Source organism: Vibrio sp. ED004 (genome assembly GCF_023206395.1).
Classification (GTDB): domain Bacteria; phylum Pseudomonadota; class Gammaproteobacteria; order Enterobacterales; family Vibrionaceae; genus Vibrio.
Genome location: NZ_CP066149.1, coordinates 1,752,762 through 1,772,285, shown reverse-complemented (window position 1 = coordinate 1,772,285; position 19,524 = coordinate 1,752,762). Strand labels below are relative to the sequence as shown.

The 19,524-nt window shown below is 36.7% G+C and carries 17 protein-coding genes and 2 pseudogenes; 16 read left to right on the top strand and 3 right to left on the bottom strand.

Annotated features, from left to right (window positions below; all coding sequences use genetic code 11):
• Positions 1–90 precede the first annotated feature (90 nt).
• Positions 91–981: an HTH-type transcriptional activator IlvY gene (gene ilvY, locus ITG10_RS08035; RefSeq protein WP_017631998.1), complete on the top strand. Its 891-nt coding sequence runs from the start codon at positions 91–93 to the stop codon at positions 979–981.
• An 88-nt stretch (positions 982–1,069) separates the two neighbouring features.
• Here the strand turns inward: ilvY and ltrA are convergent.
• Both ltrA and ITG10_RS08020 read right to left on the bottom strand, forming a co-directional pair.
• Positions 1,070–2,353, bottom strand: a pseudogene (ltrA, locus tag ITG10_RS26460) (group II intron reverse transcriptase/maturase).
• A 1,248-nt stretch (positions 2,354–3,601) separates the two neighbouring features.
• Positions 3,602–4,740, bottom strand: a protein-coding gene (locus tag ITG10_RS08020) for an IS3 family transposase (RefSeq protein ID WP_128644400.1) whose coding sequence is annotated in 2 segments (ribosomal slippage) — positions 3,602–4,497 and positions 4,497–4,740 — 1,140 coding nt in all. Because the reading frame shifts where the segments join, the coding sequence is not laid out codon by codon here.
• 628 nt (positions 4,741–5,368) lie between these two features.
• Between ITG10_RS08020 and ITG10_RS08015 the strand changes: the two genes are divergently transcribed.
• The 15 genes from ITG10_RS08015 (at position 5,369) to ITG10_RS07945 (ending at position 18,805) form a co-directional block, all read left to right on the top strand.
• Positions 5,369–5,560 (top strand): Flp family type IVb pilin, encoded by a 192-nt coding sequence (locus ITG10_RS08015; protein WP_017632001.1) that lies wholly within the window; start codon positions 5,369–5,371, stop codon positions 5,558–5,560.
• A gap of 3 nt (positions 5,561–5,563) precedes the next feature.
• Positions 5,564–6,016 (top strand): prepilin peptidase, encoded by a 453-nt coding sequence (locus ITG10_RS08010; RefSeq protein WP_026084366.1) that lies wholly within the window; start codon positions 5,564–5,566, stop codon positions 6,014–6,016.
• Positions 6,017–6,024: 8 nt separating this feature from the next.
• Positions 6,025–6,837, top strand: coding sequence for a Flp pilus assembly protein CpaB (gene cpaB, locus ITG10_RS08005; RefSeq protein WP_248386789.1), 813 nt, complete (start codon positions 6,025–6,027; stop codon positions 6,835–6,837).
• 9 nt (positions 6,838–6,846) lie between these two features.
• On the top strand, positions 6,847–8,178 hold the full coding sequence (locus ITG10_RS08000; RefSeq protein WP_017630366.1) for a pilus assembly protein N-terminal domain-containing protein: 1,332 nt from the start codon (positions 6,847–6,849) through the stop codon (positions 8,176–8,178).
• Positions 8,175–8,672 carry a hypothetical protein gene (locus ITG10_RS07995; RefSeq protein ID WP_248386787.1) on the top strand — a complete coding sequence of 166 codons (498 nt, stop codon included), beginning with the start codon at positions 8,175–8,177 and terminating at the stop codon, positions 8,670–8,672. Before ITG10_RS08000 ends, ITG10_RS07995 begins: the two co-directional genes overlap by 4 nt.
• Positions 8,673–8,688: 16 nt before the next feature.
• Entirely contained in the window at positions 8,689–9,933 is a 1,245-nt protein-coding gene (locus tag ITG10_RS07990; RefSeq protein WP_248386785.1) for a chromosome partitioning protein ParA, read from the top strand.
• Positions 9,933–11,210: a CpaF family protein gene (locus ITG10_RS07985; protein WP_248386784.1), complete on the top strand. Its 1,278-nt coding sequence runs from the start codon at positions 9,933–9,935 to the stop codon at positions 11,208–11,210. Before ITG10_RS07990 ends, ITG10_RS07985 begins: the two co-directional genes overlap by 1 nt.
• Positions 11,210–12,136 (top strand): type II secretion system F family protein, encoded by a 927-nt coding sequence (locus ITG10_RS07980; protein ID WP_248386782.1) that lies wholly within the window; start codon positions 11,210–11,212, stop codon positions 12,134–12,136. The genes ITG10_RS07985 and ITG10_RS07980 overlap by 1 nt, the downstream gene beginning before the upstream one ends.
• Before the next feature lie 102 nt (positions 12,137–12,238).
• The gene (locus ITG10_RS07975) at positions 12,239–13,042 is read left to right on the top strand and encodes a type II secretion system F family protein (RefSeq protein WP_248386781.1); all 804 of its coding nucleotides are present in this window, start codon (positions 12,239–12,241) and stop codon (positions 13,040–13,042) included.
• A gap of 2 nt (positions 13,043–13,044) precedes the next feature.
• Positions 13,045–13,767 (top strand): hypothetical protein, encoded by a 723-nt coding sequence (locus tag ITG10_RS07970; protein ID WP_248386780.1) that lies wholly within the window; start codon positions 13,045–13,047, stop codon positions 13,765–13,767.
• A gap of 8 nt (positions 13,768–13,775) precedes the next feature.
• Complete coding sequence (locus tag ITG10_RS07965) at positions 13,776–14,285, top strand: TadE/TadG family type IV pilus assembly protein (protein WP_248386779.1); 510 nt, start codon at positions 13,776–13,778, stop codon at positions 14,283–14,285.
• Positions 14,266–14,808 (top strand): tight adherence pilus pseudopilin TadF, encoded by a 543-nt coding sequence (tadF, locus tag ITG10_RS07960; protein WP_017629435.1) that lies wholly within the window; start codon positions 14,266–14,268, stop codon positions 14,806–14,808. Before ITG10_RS07965 ends, tadF begins: the two co-directional genes overlap by 20 nt.
• A gap of 1 nt (position 14,809) precedes the next feature.
• A complete protein-coding gene (locus ITG10_RS07955) occupies positions 14,810–16,048 on the top strand; it encodes a vWA domain-containing protein (protein WP_248386778.1) in 1,239 nt (412 codons plus the stop codon).
• A gap of 13 nt (positions 16,049–16,061) precedes the next feature.
• Complete coding sequence (locus ITG10_RS07950) at positions 16,062–16,709, top strand: OmpA family protein (RefSeq protein ID WP_248386777.1); 648 nt, start codon at positions 16,062–16,064, stop codon at positions 16,707–16,709.
• Positions 16,710–17,716: 1,007 nt separating this feature from the next.
• A complete protein-coding gene (locus tag ITG10_RS07945) occupies positions 17,717–18,805 on the top strand; it encodes a phosphatase PAP2 family protein (RefSeq protein ID WP_248386776.1) in 1,089 nt (362 codons plus the stop codon).
• Positions 18,806–19,145: 340 nt separating this feature from the next.
• Here ITG10_RS07945 and ITG10_RS07940 read toward each other — a convergent pair.
• Positions 19,146–19,322: pseudogene (locus ITG10_RS07940) on the bottom strand (transposase); the annotation flags it as partial.
• Positions 19,323–19,524: the final 202 nt, after the last annotated feature.

Below are 19,524 nucleotides of genomic sequence, written 5' to 3'. Positions count from 1 at the left end.
CTTCATACTAAAACAGACACTCCGTTGCTGAAAGTGATATATTCACAATTAGTTATTGCAATAAATGCAACATGGAAACGATCGCAGAACATGAACATAAAATCTCTACAATTATTTATACATTTATGTGACAGCAAGAGTTTCAGCAAAACCGCTGCTGCTATGCACGTCAGTCCTTCAGCGCTGAGCCGTCAGATACAAAAGCTTGAAGAGGAAACAGGGCAAGAACTGCTTATCAGAGACAACCGCAGTGTTGATCTGACCCCAGCAGGAAAACACCTATTGCCTGTAGCATTGAGCATTGTGGGAGAATGGCAGCAATATAACCTTCATCTGAAGGGCGGAGAGCAAGAGCTTAAAGGTGAGATCCGTATATTTTGCTCAGTAACGGCTAGCTATAGTCACCTACCTGAACTCATAACCGAATTTAGGGCTATTCATCCGTATATTGAATTTAAGCTCTCTACTGGCGATCCAGCTCAATCCATTGACAAGATCTTAAACGATGAGGCGGACATCGCGATTTCAGCAAAGCCAGATATCCTTCCTTCAAGGTTAGAATTCGAGACCATCAGCGATATTCCACTGTCAGTCATCATTCCATCTGGCGTGAGTAGCTTTAGCCAACAACTGCAATCTGATAAACCAAACTGGAATGAAGTGCCTTTTATCATTCCGGAAGCAGGGACTGCGCGAGAACGTGCGAACGCATGGTTTAAAAAGATGAAGATAAAACCCAATATTTACGCTCAGGTATCTGGTCATGAAGCGATCGTCAGTATGGTTGCCCTTGGTTGCGGGGTTGGTATTGCCCCAGATGTAGTGATTAACAACAGTCCAGTAAGAGATAAGGTCGACCGTTTAAAGATAGAGCCCATCAAACCGTTTGAATTGGGTGTTTGCTGCAAGCGAGCACAGTTAGATAACGCTCTAATTAGAGCGTTCTGGCAAGTTGCAGAAGGAAAGTATTTAACTGACTAATAGTCGTTGGTTTCAATACATCGAGTAGGGTGAGGCGTTACCGCCTCATCCCTCTCACAGAACCGTACGTACGGACCTCGTATACGGCTCATGCACACTTCCATTCAGCATATTGGCTGAACACATGCCCTGTCCTTATTGTTCCAAGATTTACCAACCCTTGGTCATTAAACCATTGATTTGGCATCGCATAGCTTGATAGGGGACTCGCTGCACTGACCCAACTTGTCATTGAGATATGTTGGAACGGCGGCTTATACCCTAACTGTTTTAACCTTCGGTGTAACCGTTGAGGCTTCTTCCAAAGTTTCAACTGGATACTACGAAGTCTTCTTCGTAGCCACCCTGCTAACCTTGAGAACTCTCTGCTGCTATTGGTGATCCTGAAGTATTGACTGAACCCTCTTAACACTGGGTTTAAAGCTTTTATGACTTGCTCAAGTGGCTTACCGCACCTCGCTTTGTCAGTCGCTTTAACTTACTTTTGAACCCTTTCAGTTTCTTAGTTTGAATGCGGGTAAATTGACTCCCGATTTCTACACCTAAGAACTTCACGCCATCACGGCTGTGCGCTATATGTGATTTCGTCTGATTCACTGTGAGTTTAAGCTCTCCTTCTAGGATCTTCGTCGCTTGTGCAAGGGCATTCTCTGCTCCTGCCTTGCTACGACAAAAGATGAGTATGTCATCCGCATAACGAACGAGCCTATGGTCACGCTTTCGCATTTCCTGATCGAACGCATCAAGGTAGATATTGGCAATCAAAGGACTGATAACACCACCTTGTGGACTTCCTAGCTCTGTCTCCTGCCAACTACCGTCTATCATCACGCCACTTTTCAGAAACTGTTTTATCAGCTCTAACACGCTGCTATCTGTGACTCGCCTTCTGATGCTCTTGAGGATCAACTCATGGTCGAGTTTGTCAAAGCACTTCGACAAGTCCATATCTACGACGTGCTGTAATCCGTATCGGCGGATAAACATCGTGGATTTGTTGATTGCATCGTGACAACTTCGATTCGGTCTATACCCAAAACTTGATGGGTGAAATTGCTCTTCGAAGATGGGGGTGAGGATATCATTGAGTGCTTGTTGGACAACTCTGTCCCTAACGGTTGGGATCCCAAGCAATCGTACCCCTCCGTCTTCTTTGGGTATCTCTACTCGTTTGACTGGCTGAGGTTTGTATTGCTTGGTTTTGAGGTTTCAGAGAGGAGTTGATCGAGGTTATCACTCAGATTTTCGGCGTAGTCGCTCAGGCTCTGCTCATCTATTCCAGCCGCGCCTTTCGCTTTCTTTACCTTTTAAACCCTTTATACAGCCTCTCTTTGTTGAGCAGATGACCATATAAACTGTAATAAACTCGCACTTTCTCTCCTTGGGTTGTGTGCTGTGTGGGGACAAGTGTTTCATGTCCAGTGTGGGTGTTATTTCTCTCTGCTATTCAGCCTTCTAGCTCAATGGCAATTTACTGAAGTGTGTCAGAGTTACTCCCCTATACGGTTTCTTAGCTCAGTATCTTGCTTCCACAATCAACCAAACTAGGAATACCCCGATAGCGATTCGGTTTGGGTATCACTGAAAAAAAACATCTGTTCATCACAGACTTAAAGTGTACTTCCTCCCTTCGCAGCACTGAGTGCTTTTGGCATTTCAGTGCTCCATCAGACTTGATGCTGATGGTCAGCTAAGTTTTCTCCTCCACACCATTACTGGGCTTCTCGGGCTTAGCCTTACTCACTACTACGGATTCATCTGCCACCTCGCACCAACACAGCTCTTAGCTTTCGCTTCGAGTTTGTGCTTCCAGACTTTGGATGTGGTGTCAGGCTTCCCCAGTTACTGCACTGGCTCCCTGTTAACAATGCCACCCTCAAGCACAGCATAGGTCTGACTGAGTATAGGGCTTCGCGCTATTTCGGACGCTTACCCACCTATACTGCCGAAGCAGGTTTACTTGCGTTGTGTACTGTTAACTTCCTATCGCTTCCTTCAGACCCTGCCGTTAGCCAGCAACGCCCTTGCGATTCGGATTATCTTCCCCTCAGTCGGGGTGATTCAGGTTTCTTTCAACCTAACGGGTTTGCCAGCTTCGCTGGGCAAACAAAAAAGAGAAGAGCACGTCAGTGCTCTTCTCTTTTTCATTTATGTATATCGCAGATAAGAAAAAAGCCCGCTGATTTTTCAGCGGGCTTTCTAATGGTGGTGGAGGGATAGGGATTTGAACCCTAGAAACTCCGATATTCATTCGTTAAATAACCTGATATCAATAACCTAATCATAACACAAACTAAATTTGCTAATTGTTGACTTACTAAATTGACTATAGTTTGTTATTCGTAAGTCCGTCAAGAAACGCTTCTAAAATATCCTATATTTGTTCACTTTAGACTAAAAATCACTCTCCCTCACAGGCCTCGTTTAGGCTAAATCATCTATAGTTGAAACTTGGTCAAACAGGCTCTTATTGGTGTGTAAGAGTTAACTTTTGATTTTATGAATCATGAGAAAGATCAGCAATACAAATGGATTAGATTAGTGTTTTTCTTAACAAAAGGGCTTTTCACTAACCAAAGCCTGAGAAAATTGATCTGCTCCAGTTAGACTGGGCACCGCATTAAGCGACATGTTGTTTTTCAAAGTTAACTGGGCTTAGGTACCCAAGAGCACTGTGCCTTCTTGTTCGATTATAATCAACTTCAATGTATTCAAAAACCGCTTGGCGCATCTCTTCTCCGGTCATTATCGGCTCGTATTGGACAGCTTCTACTTTCATTGAGTGAAAAAAGCTTTCAACACAGGCGTTATCCCAACAATTCCCCTTCCTACTCATGCTTTGTTTTAGATTATGAGCTGCGATTAAATCTCGATAGTCTTTTGAGCAATATTGGCTACCTCTATCACTATGGATAATCACGTCTTCTGGTATGCCTCTGCGGAACAATGCCATTGATAGTGCATCACAGACCAGAGTTGCGGTCATTCTGGTGCTCATTGACCAACCAACGACTTGCCGTGAGTACAAGTCGATAACAACCGCTAAATACATCCAACCTTCACTTGTCGCTAGATAGGTAATATTTCCAGCCCACTTTTGGTTCGGTGCTGTCGCATTAAAATCTTGCTCAAGCAAGTTCGGGGCAACAGGAAGCCTATGCTTACTGTCTGTCGTACGGGCGGCCTTTGCGACTAAGCTCTGGCGTTTCATGATCGCGGCAATTGTTTTTACATCGTGCTTATTACCATTTGCCTCAAGTTCTTTTTGAATGCGCCTTGCACCGTCGCGTTCCTTTTTATCATCAAAGACTTCTCGAACTTTGTTATCAAGCTGCTTGCGGTGCTCATTTCGTTGAGTGACTTTATGACGGTTATCAATCCAATAATAAAACCCACTTCGAGAAACCCCGAACACCTTAGCCATACGAACAATCCTATATTGCATCAGGTGTTCGAGCATAAACTCATAGCAATCTACTTTAGATTTTTCGCGAAGTAGGTGGCGGCCTTTTTTACGATATCTAGCTCTTCAGCTTGCTCTGCTAATAATCGTTTGGGCTTGGCTTTATCAGTGGCGAGCTCTCTTTCTCTATCGCTAATTTTCGCGTCTTTTTTGACGGCTTTACGCCATCCATAGATTTGAGATTCATATAACGATAGTTGTCGAGCGGCAGCAGCGACACCGACTTTCTCTGCTAACTTAAGCGCTTCGGCTTTAAATTCAGGAGCATGTTTGATTCGTATTTTCTTAGTTGTCATTGTCCACCTCGTTAGTAATTGTACTCACTTAACTCAGTGTCCAAAACTTCTGGTGCGGATCAGTTACAAGAGGGGGAGCTGATTAGAACGGAGGTTGTGGATTTAATTGCATTGAATCATACATAAAAGCAAGTTGGAGTCATGATCTATTGTTACCGCATGTGTTTCGAAAAAATGAAACTTATTTTTCTTAAAAAATCAACATCCCAAGGGGAACTCCTCCAAACTTTACTCTGTAGCTCAGTAGTTCACAATTATGTGATATGCATCACAATTATTCGTTTTGAATAATTGGGCTGAGATTCATGATCTGGTTTGATTGTGACGACTTGTGTCGGTTTGTATAAAAAAATAAATACTTTATTAATTTATTACCGTCGGTTTTCTTCGGTTATTTTTATTTGTCAATCACTTTTGTGGGGGCAAAGTGTGGCAATTGTTGTAAAAATACAAAGAAAAACGTTTTGAACAATGTTTTATTATCTTTTTTGTTATCGAGAATTAATGCGTTGTTACTTGATTATATGATGTTGGGCAACTATTGTTTAACCGACTTATACAAGACGTCTGATCAATACTGATTTCGTCTTTTGAAAATCTAACCATTAAAATACGTAGGAGTTTTTACATGATCACTAAACTGTGGATTAATGCGCAACTTGCAATTGAAGAATTCAAAAAGAATGAAGAAGGTGTAACAGCAATCGAATATGGTTTAATTGCAGCGTTAATTTCTGTCGTTATCTTAGGTATGGTGACAAATATTGGCGATGCGCTATTAGCTAAGTTCACCACAATCAATTCAGCATTAAGAAAGTAGGAATTGTTTCGTGTCGAAATTTTGTGGCTGGTTATCCTGGCCACAACTTCAATTTACATCATTTACTCGGACGTAAGGTATAGACGAATATCTAATCTATCGGTTTGCTTTGTGACTTTTAGTACAATACCACTATTTCTAACTTATGGTTCGATATTGTCTGTAGGAAGTGCAATCGGAATTATTCTGATTGGTGTATTACTAAATTTTTTTTCGTTACTAGGCGCCGGAGATACCAAAGTTTTAGCTGCGTTTGCTTTGGTGATAACACCTGAATTTATGTTGCCAACGATATTACTAGTATTAGTTTTAGGTGGGATTATGGCTGCGGGGTATCTTGTTTATATGTTGTTAACAGGTAATTCAAAGATCAGAAAAAGGGGCATCCCATATGGAGTGCCTATTTGCATTGGTGGTATTTTAGGTGTTTTAGCTTCAAGCCTATCTATTCAATAGGAAACTAAATGAAGAAAAAATTGTTATTAATGATGTCGTTATTATTGATCATTTTTGGATTGTATGGATTAGCGGGAAACATAGCGCAAAAACTAGAAAATAATCAAAGTAACTTACAGGCTAATGTTAACGAAGCTACCTATTTAGTCTGGACTTTAAATCAAGATGTTAAGAAAGGGCAGATAGTCGATCGAAGTCAATTTGATTTACAAACACTAACAGAAAGTGAAGCCTTTTCTAAAGGTGTTTCTAATGAGTTCTCGTTAGATTTTATACCTAACAGTGCTTATACAAAAGATATCTCCGTATCATCAATCATTTTTCCTGAATTCTTAAAAGCTCCTAACCAAGACGGTTATGCAGAGCTTGTCGTTGCAAAAAATAGAGTCCCATTTGCTATTAGAGTTGAATCGGGTTCAGTTGTTGGGGGAATCATAACAGCAGGAAGTGTAGTTGATGTTATTGCTATATCGACTCCCAATACCCTGTTAGTTGAAACTGAATCAAACCGTAACTACTCAATTTCTGTAACGCCTATAGTCATGGCTGTTAAAGTTCTTCAAGTTGAAAAGATCAAATTAGCATCAACAAACCTTGATACTTTTGATGCTGTTGAGGAAGCGTTTGATGTCAACATTGTAGTTGAACTGACTCGAAAACAAGTATCTAAGCTGACGATTGCCAAAGAAATATCAAAATTAGAAGTTCAAAAGTCAATAGGTGATTATGAGAAATCAGACCTACAGGCAGATGCAAGTGACGTATTACCTGGCTTTAAATCGATTGTAGAGTTTAGAGCTAATGATATAACAATTAATTAAGGGTTTTATATGCTTAGGCTAAAATTTAGCTGGATAATCTTACCTTTTATTGTCGCATTTTCCAGTATGTCATGCGCAAATAGCATTACTAATCTGTCGAAAGGTGATATGAAAACAATTAACGTTAATTCTGATATTCAATCTGTCTTTATTTCGGATCCTAGTGTTGCCGATTATCAAGTTATTGATGAAAGAAAGGTTGTTGTGTTTGGTAAAGAGTTAGGTCATGCGTCATTGGCTATCTATGGCTCTGAGGGGAAAGTATTAGCTTCAAGAAAGTTATTAGTCAACCCCAATCTTGATTATATCCAACAGCAAATTCAGCTCTTATTTCCTAAGTCTGGAGTGCTTGTAACTAATATAGGCAAGCAAGTTGTCCTTTCAGGTATCGTTTCAACTGAAGAAGAAAAAGACAAAATTAATGAATTAGTAGGTACTCTTTTAGACAAAAAGAAGGAAGAGTATAAGTTAGAGTTGGAAGCTGATAATATTGATAATATTGAAATAAAGTCGTTAGAACGTCTTTATTTTAATGGTATTGTAAATCATATCGAGGTTTCGGTTGTTAAGCAAGTTAATGTAAAACTCTCTATTGCTGAAGTATCTCATTCATTTTTAGAAAATTTTGGCGTTTCATATAGCAGTCCTGGTCGCAGTTCAGGTGTTTTCGTTAATAAGCTAAAAAGTTTTAGTGCATCTGATATCGTTTCGGTTATTACAGCGGTTGGAAATGATAGTGTTGGGCAAATATTAGCGGAACCAAATCTTTCGGTTATCTCTGGAGAAACTGCCAGTTTTCTTGTTGGTGGAGAATTACCAGTAGTAACCGTAGTTGATGGCTCTACAAATGTAGACTATAAGGAATTTGGTGTAAGGTTAGATTTGGCTGCAAAAGTCTATGATGACGATAAAATAACATTGACGCTGATGCCCGAAGTTAGTTCTTTAGATGTTCAATATACTAGCGATCTATATGATGTTCCAGCTTTAAAGACACGCCGTGCAAGAACCACTGTGCAATTAGCAGACGGTAAAAGTTTTGTATTAGGTGGTTTATTAAACACCGAGGATCAAGAATCGATAAGTAAAATACCTTATATCGGTGATATTCCAATACTAGGGGCATTGTTTAGAAATTCAGGGACTAAGCGAAATAAAACCGAATTAATTATTGTCGCCACTGTTAACCTAGTTAAACCGGTTGAACCCAACAAAATTCAATTACCTACAATGAAAAAAAGAACGACATTGGAACGCTTCTTTGCTATTGAAGGTGGTTATGATGAAGCTGATAAAATCTGGGCTAATGAAATTTTATCTACTGGGGGATTTCAGAAATGATAAGGTTATTTAGGATTAAAAGTGTTTCTATTGTAATTTTATTAATATTATCAGGGTGCACTGAAAAAGTACAAGAAAGACAAGGAAGTGCTATCGAAATTGTCCCTGTTGAATATCAAACGCCATTTAAAATAACAACTTTGAATAATTCTAAACGTGAAATATCGACTTTTATAGACCAACATTTAAATGTGTTTGTTGAGAAAGGGAGTGAAATATCTTGGTCTAGCCGACAAGGTAAACAACTTGCATTGTTTTCTGTATCATACATGATTAAAAATGGCGTGAATAATAAGCTAGTAAAAATAAAATTCAACCCCAATCTAGATGAAGAATTCGATTTGTCAATAAAACACAAACAGTATTTGGTTGTGCCGTTAGTTTGCAAATATGAGTCGGTCGAGCGTTTTGGTTACGAAAATATTGGGTGTTACGCTGAAAACTCTAGATGGCAATCAATGGTAAACCCTGAAAAGATGCTTAGCTCAAGATAATTGGATGGTAATTGAAATGATTGATTTAGTCGGAATTATAAAAAGTAACGATGATTCACAAAAAGAAAGCAACGTAGCAGGGCTTGCTTCGACAGTGCTGTTTCGCCAAACAACTGAATGTATCGAGTTAGTCACAGAAGCATTTCGTTTTGAAGGCATCCCGCTACCCACAATAGTTGACAATTCAGACAGCAATATTAAGGATTTCGTTCAGAACTCTGAATTTGAGCTTGTAATAGTAGAGCTTACTACCACCTTTGATGTTGTTAGTAACATGGAAAGAATTAGCCATTTATTGCCAAATGACACGTCTGTAATTGTTATTGGAAATGAAGATGCAATCTCAACTATTCGTCACCTTAAGCAAATAGGCTTCTATTATATCTTATGGCCTATTTCTAAACGGGAATTAATCTATTTTGTTAAAAATGTATATGAAAATAGGCATAGAAAAAGTGGTTTGGGGAAAGATAGAACAGCCAAAAGAATAGCGTTATGGGGAACAAAAGGTGGTGTAGGAACAACCATGTTAACCGCTGAAATTGCACAGGAACTATCTAAAGTTAAAAAAAGCTCTTGCTTGGTAGTTGACCATGATTATTTTGGGGGGAATATCGATATATTCCTTTTTGATAAAGATTTTCAAAAGAAAATAGTTTCTACAGAGGTGTTAACAGCAGATCTAGATATAAGTTACGCTAACAGTATGATAAAGAAATTAGACGATATGTTATCTGTGTTAGCTATTGAGTCTAATGATATCGATGAACCTGCCCTAAAAACTTATGTTCGATCATTGTCTAACATTTTGGCAACTGAGTACAATTTTATCATTGAGGATTTTTCCCGATCGTCATGTTCTAAAAATGATCTAAAGTACATATCAGAGCAGAATGACATAATTGTTGTGGTACTTGAACCAACAGTATCTAGCGCAAGAGAGGCAAAGAGAACTTTGCAGTCGATCAATGATATTGATTCAAAAACTCGTTGTGTTTTTGTTTTGAATTATACAATGCCTGCTAATTCCGCCACCATATCCAAAGAAGAGATAAATAATTTTCTAAACATAGATATAGACATAGTTATCCCACATGAAGTTAAGTTCGGTGGAATCGTTCTAGAAGGTGAACAGCATTTATTTCAGTCAAAACTGCCGATTAGTAGAAACTTAAATAACCTTACGTCGTTGTTACTTGGCGAACAGGAAAAGAATATAAAACCATCGATGATGGGTAGGTTTTTTAGGAGGCGCAGTTAATGGCTTTTAAAAAAAATATTTATGTCACGATTCGAAAACAGATATTTGATGCTTTGGATGCCGAAGTTGTTAATTCCTTATCAAAAGAAGATTTAACTAGGCAACTCAATAACGCTGTAGACATTTTAATAGAAAATAACAATTTTTCTGTGTCGATGGCTGTGAAGCAAGAATATGTACGGAGTTTAGTTGATGAATTGCAAGGGTTAGGTCCGTTGCAAAAATTGATGGAAGATGATTCGATTAGCGACATTATGATTAATGGTTGTGATCAGGTATTTGTTGAACGAGAAGGGATAGTTGAAAAATCTTTTTCGAGTTTTATTAACGAGGAACAGTTACTTCAAATAGCAAAGAGAATAGCTGGAAGAGTTGGTAGGCGTATTGATGATAGCTCACCGATGTGTGACGCTCGCCTACCTGATGGTAGTCGAATAAATATTGTTATACCACCATTAGCTATTGATGGTACCTCAATTTCCATTCGTAAATTTAAGAAAGAAAACATTAAACTCGAAGACCTTATTGAGTTTGGCTCTATGAGCCCTGAAATGGCAAAGATCCTAATGATAGCTTCTCATTGTCGTCTGAATATTTTAATTTCAGGAGGTACCGGCTCAGGAAAAACGACAATGTTAAACGCTTTGTCTCAATATATAGGTAAAGAAGAACGTATAGTAACGATCGAAGATGCGGCTGAACTTCAATTACAGCAACCTCATGTCGTCCGTTTAGAAACTCGTGTTGCAGGAATTGAAGGTACAGGGGGAGTCTCGCAAAGAGATTTAGTCATTAACTCTTTGCGTATGAGACCAGACAGGATCATTATGGGTGAGTGTCGTGGTGGTGAAGCCTTTGAAATGTTACAAGCGATGAACACTGGGCATGATGGTTCCATGTCAACATTGCATGCGAATAGCCCGAAGGATGCGATTGCTCGAGTTGAAGCTATGGTTACGATGGCCACAAGTAACTTACCCTTAACTGCAATTAGAAGGGCTATAGTTAGTGCCGTTGATATTATTGTACAAGTTAGTCGACTTCATGATGGCAGTAGAAAAGTCTTGAGTATCACTGAGGTTATGGGCCTAGAAGGCGAGAGTGTCATTTTAGAGGAAATGTTTAGCTTTGAACCAAGCAACCAAAAAATATCAGGAAAAATTACTGGTACTTTTAAATCTAATGGTGTCATGCAACGCTCAATATTGACAGAAAAATCTAAATTTTTCGGCTTAGAAGAGCAAATCGAACTTGCATTTAAGGCTGGAGAACATTAATGCTCTATTGGCTTTCAATGTTGATCGGTGGGTTGGTATTGCTTTTGATATATTGGCCATCCAAAAAACAAAATCAGCATAACTATCTGACTTTAATGGATTCACTTAATTTAACTAATGAACTAGCTGATGAAAGGCAAGCGCTTAATATAAATAATTCTTCGAATAAGATTTCTCGAAAATTATTTGAAAATTTGTTGACGCGTGTAATTGATCAACTGGGTAAAAATGCGAAATTAAAAATATATATTTATATTTCCTTTTTCGTATTAACTAGTTATATGATTAACGAGGTTTTCTTTAAGGCTGAACCAATATTATTTGTTCCTACTATGCTTTCAATCTCTTTGTTATTAGGATATTTTTGGTTACAGAAGCGAGAAAGAAAACAATTCGATGATGATTTTCCTGATGCATTAGGTCTTTTAGCTAGTGCCGTAAGTGCTGGAGAAAGTATTAACTCAGCTATTGTATATGTGGGAGATAGTTTTGATAACAATGTCGGAAAAGAGTTCAAGTTAATGGGAGAAAGGTTAAAAACCGGTGAATCGTTAGAGTCAATATTAGATAAGTCTCTTAAACGCTTCCCATACCCATCTTTCTATTTTTTTGTAATATCACTAAAAGTAAATGCAAGCAAAGGTGGACAACTGAAAGTAGTCATAAGCAATCTTAATAGATTGATGTTTAATTCCCGAGCTATAGAAAAGAAAACCGCCGCACATACTTCTGAAGCTCGTATGTCGGCAAAAATAGTTGCTAGTTTACCGTTTTTTTTCATATTCTTACTTAAGTTTGTTAGTCCAGAAAACTATGATTTTATAGTAAACGATCCTGATGGGGAATTTTTACTCTATTATGTTGTTTGCAGTGAGTTACTTGGTTTGTTTCTAATCTGGATTTTGATGAAAAGTGTGAGCGAATAAAATATGATGACAAAAAGTCTAATATTCTTATGTTTGATTTCGATTTTTTTAATTATTACAATATTATTCTGGTTTGTTAGGAATAAATTGGTCAGAAAAAAAATGTTAGAAAAAAAAATATTAGGACGAATTAATTTTTCTGAGGTTGACAATAAAAAAGAACCAAGACTAATTAATCAAGATCAAATATTAAACTTATTAGGCTCTTCGTTAGTATCGTCTAAAAATGATATAAATAAAAAAATGCTTGATGCAGGTTTTTATACTAATAAATTTAGTAAATATTACATGCATTTTAAATATGGGACATTTGGTACCATTGCTTTGATCGTTTGTTTGTATGGCGTTTACTACGAATATAATTACAAGAATATAATAATAATATTAACCGTTTTGTTTATATTCTGCGTTACGTTTCCTGATTATTATTTATCATACAGGAAAGAAAAATTGAAGCGAAAGATTTCTAAGCAGTTACCTTATTTGATAGATTTGATGGCCATCTGTGTCAAAACTGGTTTGACCATTGAAGCATCCATATTATACCTTGGCAATAATATGGAACGTTTTGATAAAGATTTGTCTTATCAAGTTAATAAGCTAAATGACCAAATACAAGTTGTTGGAGTTGATACAGCTCTAGATGAGTTTTACATCAGGGTACCTACGAGTGAAGTTAAGAGTTTCATTATGTCTCTTAAGCAGAGTTTAAAATACGGAACCTCCATTTATGAAGCATTATTGAGACTTTCATCGGATATTAGAGAGTTGCAGATGTTAAGTCTTGAGGAAAAAATTGGTAAATTATCTGCTAAAATGTCAGTTCCATTGATTGCATTTATTATGTTACCAATTGTATTTGTTATAGTCGTTCCTGGTGTAATGAGAGCTATGGAGGTAATGTAACTATGAAGAATAGTCTGTTGGTTATTTTTATTACTATTTTAGTTGTAGGCTGTACTAATACGAGTATCGAATCAAAAATAGACAAATCAAAAGAGTCGATACTTATAGATACAAATAACTATTCCGAACTGATTGTTTTATATAAAGAACAATTAAGAAATAGAGAGGACCGCGATACGAGAATTAATTTAGCTGAAGCTTATTCTCATATTGGTGATTATGAATCAAGTTTATTTGTTATTAGTAAATTGATAAATATTGAGAGTAGCTCTAGAGCACTTTTTATCCAATGTGATGCATTGTTTGAGTTAGGTGAGATAGATAAATCAGAAAAATGTTTACTTAAAGTCCTTGAATTAGATAAAGGGAACGCTGAAGTTGAAAATCAATTAGGTATTATTTATAGCTACATGGGAAATGTAGAAAAATCAAAATATTACTTTAAATTAGCCAGGGCCAACTTCATTGATGATATTAAAATAAAAAATAATTTAGCCATGTTATTTATAATTGATGGTAAGTTTGAACAGGCTGTTGACCTATTACTTCCGATATATCTTTCTGAAAGAAGTAACGAAAAGGTTCGAGCAAATTTAATTTTTTCTTTGATTAAGTCGGATAAAGAAAAAATGGCTGAAAAAATATTATTGAAAAATTATACACAATCAGAAGTTAAACTAATAATTGAAAATATTCAACGAAGCGAAACTTTAACAGTGAATTAAGAAATCATATGAAAAAAATAATGGGTTGTAATCGACAACGCGGAGTAGCAAGTATAGAGTTTTCATTGTCATTTATGGCATTTTTTCTTATGTGTGCTTTTTTAGTTGAGTTGTCATTTATATCTTATACTATGGCGGTAAGTGATTATGCATTATCTCAGGCAGCAAGAGATACTAAAGTAATTTTTTCAACCGTAAAAACAGGCAAAGGTCGTTATAGTCATGCGTTTAATCGTTCATTAAAAAAAAATCAATCAGTGTGGGGAGCTTTTATTGAACCGAGTAAATTCAACTTTAAGGTGGCATTCATTCGCGACCTTTCTCAATTGAAAAAATTCGATGGAAGTTGTTTTTCAAAGCAACATATTTGTGGAAGTGCACTGAACAGCCCTATCGCTATTTATCAAGTTACATATGACTATCAGCCCTTATTTTCTTATTTTGTTCCTCGAAGTATATCTTTTACTCGTGAAGCTATCGTAATTCAGGAGTTCCAACGTGAAAAGTTTAAGAAATAAGAAAAAAGGCATGTTTACCGTCGAATTCGGACTTATTTCTGTTGTATTTACAATGTTATTGTTAATTGTTGGAGATACGGTTGTTAAGCTATCTCTGAAAGGTCAACTCGATAGGCTTTCTTATTCTATGGTTAACGTCTTAAAAGAACGTACGGAACTTTATGGTAAAGATAACAACACATTAAGCTCTAGTGATGCTGCTGACTTACTTTTGATAGTTGGTCGCTCGCTATCCAGAACGAATCGAAACAGTTTTAAACGAACGAACCTAAATGGAACAGTGGAAATGCTTAAATTTGATTCTCGGAATCAAGCTTCCTCAACGTCTATAAATGTGAGAGCAGGGTGCCATTTGTCAAGAAAAATTAATCAATTAAGTAACTTGTCTGTGACAACCACCTGGGGAAGAAAGACGGTTCTTTACCGAGTTACTTTATGTTATGAAACTGATAATTTTGCAGGACGTTTTTTGGGGAAAAAATTTACTACTGTTCAGTCTTCTTCTTTATCCATAGGGAGGTAATATGCGCCATAGGTTAAGGAAACAGAAAGGGCATATGATTTTATTTGTTGTTTTATTTGCTGGGTGCCTTTACGGTATCGCTTCATTAGGAATTGATGGTGCACGAGCTATCCAAAATAAAGCACGGCTGGCTGATGCAACGGAAACTGCCACACTTGCTATTTCTGCAAGTAGTGACAATGATTTAACTGTAAATAGAAAACTCGCAAATCGATACATTGATGAATATATTCAAGATAAAACAAATAATACAGTTATTCAGATTGATCGTAACGAATGTATATCCAGTAATCAGATGAATTGTGACAGTGGAACTCGTTATTCTGAAGTTAAGATAAATGTAGAAACTCAACATAACTCTTGGTTTCCTGGGACAAATGATATTGTAGGGTTTAAGCGAACATATGAAGTAAATGGATTTGGCACTGTCAGAAAATATCAAGGTGATGCTATTGATATTGTGTTTGCTACTGATATGTCTAGCTCCATGACATCTGACTGGGGTTATTCAAAAAAAACAAGAATTGCACAAATTAGGACAATTATTAACTCGATTGCAGATCAGATTGCACTCTATAACAAAGAACGGGTTTTCACAAGGGACGTTAATAGAATAGCAATAGTACCATTTGGCCGATATGTTCTTGAACAACGTTCGGGGCATCAATATCGAAATTGTAGAGGGACAGATTGGCAATATGCATATGTTCAAGACCAATGGGAAGGTTCAATAAGTTCGACAGTAAGAGGCACCTGGAAAACTAAAAGGACAAAACATGTGTGTGTTTGGTTAGTGGGTGGGATGTATTATTCTATTGGTTTGACAGACAATGTTAACGTTATTAAATCTACATTTTCACGTTTCATTCCAGGGGGAAACACGCATTCTTATCAAGGCCTAATAAAATCAGCCCAGATCCTTAGAAATGTTAGCAACCCTAACCCAAGGCAATTAATAGTAGTTCTTTCCGATGGTCAGGATACTGATCTAAATAGATTTTCTATGTTAACCAAAAATAAGTTGTGCGCTAACATTTTGGGAGAGTTAAATTCGCGTAAAACCATATCCGGCAAACCAATAACAGCTTCAATAGCTTTTATCGCATTCGATTATAAAAATAAAGGAAAAGATACCCTGGATTGTTATGGTCCCAAAAATGTTTATGATGCTACAACCCCTAACGATTTATTAAAAATCATTTATAATTTGATATCCGAAGAGATTGGAACTTTGAAATAATAGTGAGAAATGTATGAAACAACGAATTCCCTATATTGCTTTTTTATTATTATGCATTATTTTAACATTGAGTCACGCTCATGCGTCTGATTTTGTATTTAACGGATACTGCAAGGAAAAAAACACTAATACAGAGACTTATATTACCGTAAAATTTCCGATATCGGCTTTACCTAATGCCGGTCCATTTTACTTGGTTCAAGTTGACAATCAAGCAAAGATAAATGATGAATTATTAGATGCTATAAAAAAACGAATCAATATTAATTACATTTGTCGAGAGTTCCTAATTGTTCAAGAGCAATCAGGAAAAAATACTGAAGATAATATTGCTATAGGGAGTACTATTGCCAAGGTCTATTTTAGAAATGATCAGTCTAAATTGACAAACGCTTCTATTTCTATTTTAGATAATCTGGTTAAATTAACATCTTCATCAAAGAAGAAATTTACAGTGATTGGGCATACCGATAACATTGGTAGCGTTGAATATAATGATAAACTAGGTAAAAAAAGAGCGGAATCGGTTACTTCGTATTTGAAATCGAAAGGTATGGTTAAAGTTAACTCATTGTCTAAGGGGGAGTCTGTCCCGTTGGAATCCAATACAACATTATTAGGGCGATCTAAAAATCGCAGAGTTGAGATATTGGTTAATTAAAATTATAGCGAAGACTATAGTGAGTTACTCGAATTAAATATAAAACGAAAGTTTTTATAATGTTTAATTATATTGCTGGCTGAATTAACTTAAATATGGAGTGATGATTTTGATTGAGCAATCTAGAATACGAGAACTTTTTGAAATTCGACTTAGTTGTTGTGACCCCAAAAAAGACACACCGGATCTTAGTTATATTATGAAAATTATTGACAAGGTTCTTATTGAACAGGTTTTGATTTATACACGAGGAAACCAAACTCAAGCATCTAAAATATTAGGTATTCATAAAGGAACATTAAGTCGCAAATACTCAAAATTATTTAAGGAAGAGAGGGATAACTGAGAAGTCACTTCTACTACTTGTCATAACCTTATGCTTAAACCTCTTTTATAACCGATCAGCTGGAAATAATACAACCATGCGCTGATCAACCGGTTCATTGACCTTTTTTATTGATGATAAGTGACAAGTGGCTAGGCGAAAAGCAAGTGAGGTGGCCATGTCGATTTAGCTATTATGGCCAATCCTTGTGAAATGAGTTTTTTCTCTGCCGCTAAGAGCGTTGCATGGATTCATCAACTCGATATTCAAGCTATTCCATATTCCACTGAATTGCCCGAGCTTATATCAACCATAGAGCAAAGCGAGTTTAGGTATTATTTAACTCAAAAACGATAAGCATAGCGTCTGGCGATGGAGCTTATGAAATAAGGAAATATCATAATGCTAATGGACTAATGGACTAATGGACTAATGGACTAATGGCGCTGCTTAGATCCTATCAGAAGGTGGCGCTAACAGAGATGTACTTTTGTCAATAGATTAAAGCGTTGCACAAACCACAATGTTTGGTCTGCACGAAAATTTGTATATTGCATAAGGACAACTAAACTTAAGTTGGTTCGACTCAATGTCCAAACTATACAATAAAGGTTCCTGGATGTCGTTGATGGGAGCATTTTTAAAATAATAATTAATCGAATTGGGTTAAATAAGACATCGTATGAAAAAATTTGTACTAGTTCCCTTTTATTATGTTAAAAGTTTTTTATTTGACGCTTTGTCGGTGGAAATTAAAAGAAATAAATTAATTTTATTTTATATAATTATTACAACTCCGTTTACGTTATTAATTTCCATTATTACTAATCATGATTTTAAACTCGAGTTTAATACTTATCTATCAATTATATTTGGTTTGATGTTTGTAAGTTTATCGGTCTGGGCGCCTTCTTACCTTTTTTTTCTGGCAACTCAAAGAGAACAAAGACCAGTAAGGAAATTTGTTGATAAGCTTAAAGATGCATTTTTCCCAGTGTCAAGAACGTTTGGTGTTTTTCTATTAATTCTTATCTTGAACATACCAATTTCTAGTTACAGTTTTATTAAGTCTGCCATTCCCAGCCTGAAATTTTATTATTTAGATCTTGATTTGTATCACTTGGACAAATGGTTGCACTTTGGTTTTTCTCCTTGGGAAATCACTCATTTAATTTTTACAAGTGCTTTTTCTTCTTTGGTTATTAATTTTTTATATCATTTGTGGTTTTTTGTTATGTGGTTAATGTTTATTTATTTCATTCTTGACCGCAAAAATATACGGCTCAGATACCAATTTTTACTTACGTTTTTAAGTTCGTGGTTTGTTATTGGTAATATTATGGCAGTTTTTCTTTCGTCTGTTGGGCCAGTTTATTTTAATCACTTTTATGAACAAGATTATTACCTCCCTTTAATGCAACGATTAAATGCGTTGAATACAGAGTTAAATGGTGGTTTCATGCATTTGTGGTCGTTAGATGCTCAGCAAATACTTTGGAAAACCTATGTTGCTGATGCTTCACATATCGGCTCCGGCATATCGGCAATGCCAAGTATGCATGTGACGATTTCTGTGCTGATGGCGATGGCGTCATTTAGATTAAATAAAAATCTGGGTTACGTATTATGGATCTTCGCTTTCTGTATTCAAATCGGATCGGTACATTTAGGGTGGCATTATGCCGTAGATGGTTATGTAGGGGCTCTATCTGTTGCTATTCTCTGGCACTTTATAGGTTATTTACTTCGGAAGTACCTAGTATCAATATAAACCTTGTTGAGTTGTCCAGATTTAGTCTATCACGTTAATTGGTAAGCGTTTACCGAGGTATATTGACTGTGACTAATGACTAGGGCGTGTTGATCTTTGCTGCACATTTCGTGTTCAACAATACATCTCAGCCACGTTAACATGGGGAAGTAGGGTTGTAATTCAACCCCAACTTCACTTTAGAGTTATTACTTGCTGGGTCATTATCGTTTTTAAGTCCAAACTCAAAGGCGGCATGTAAGTTAGAACGAAGCTTATTACTTTTTGGAGCGTAACCTTCTTGGATAGGGATACTGAGTGCCTGCGTAGATACCCTCGTGCATGCACGGGGTACTTACTGTTACAACTCCATGCGGAGTTGACCAGAATCCTTTTCGCCCTGATGTCTAACGTAATTCGCTATGTCTTGTTCATTCACGCCTACGCTACTGACAAAGTAACCCGGCGACCAAACAATGCCCGCTTTCCAGTAAACCTTACTTAGCCAACCGAACGTTTTTCGCATGTGGTGCGACGATTGGCTTTTTAGTGTAAACGTCTTTAAATCGACTCATTCAATCCTTTAAATAAACGTCGTAACCTTTAACTTTGATTGTTAAAGGTACTTGAAAATGTCTCAGCATAGATCTCAGCAAGAATGGCTATGCCTTGTGCAGAAGTATTACAATAGTGAGCAGTCTGCCGCTCAGTTTTGTTTAAAGCACAATCTTCATCCAAAA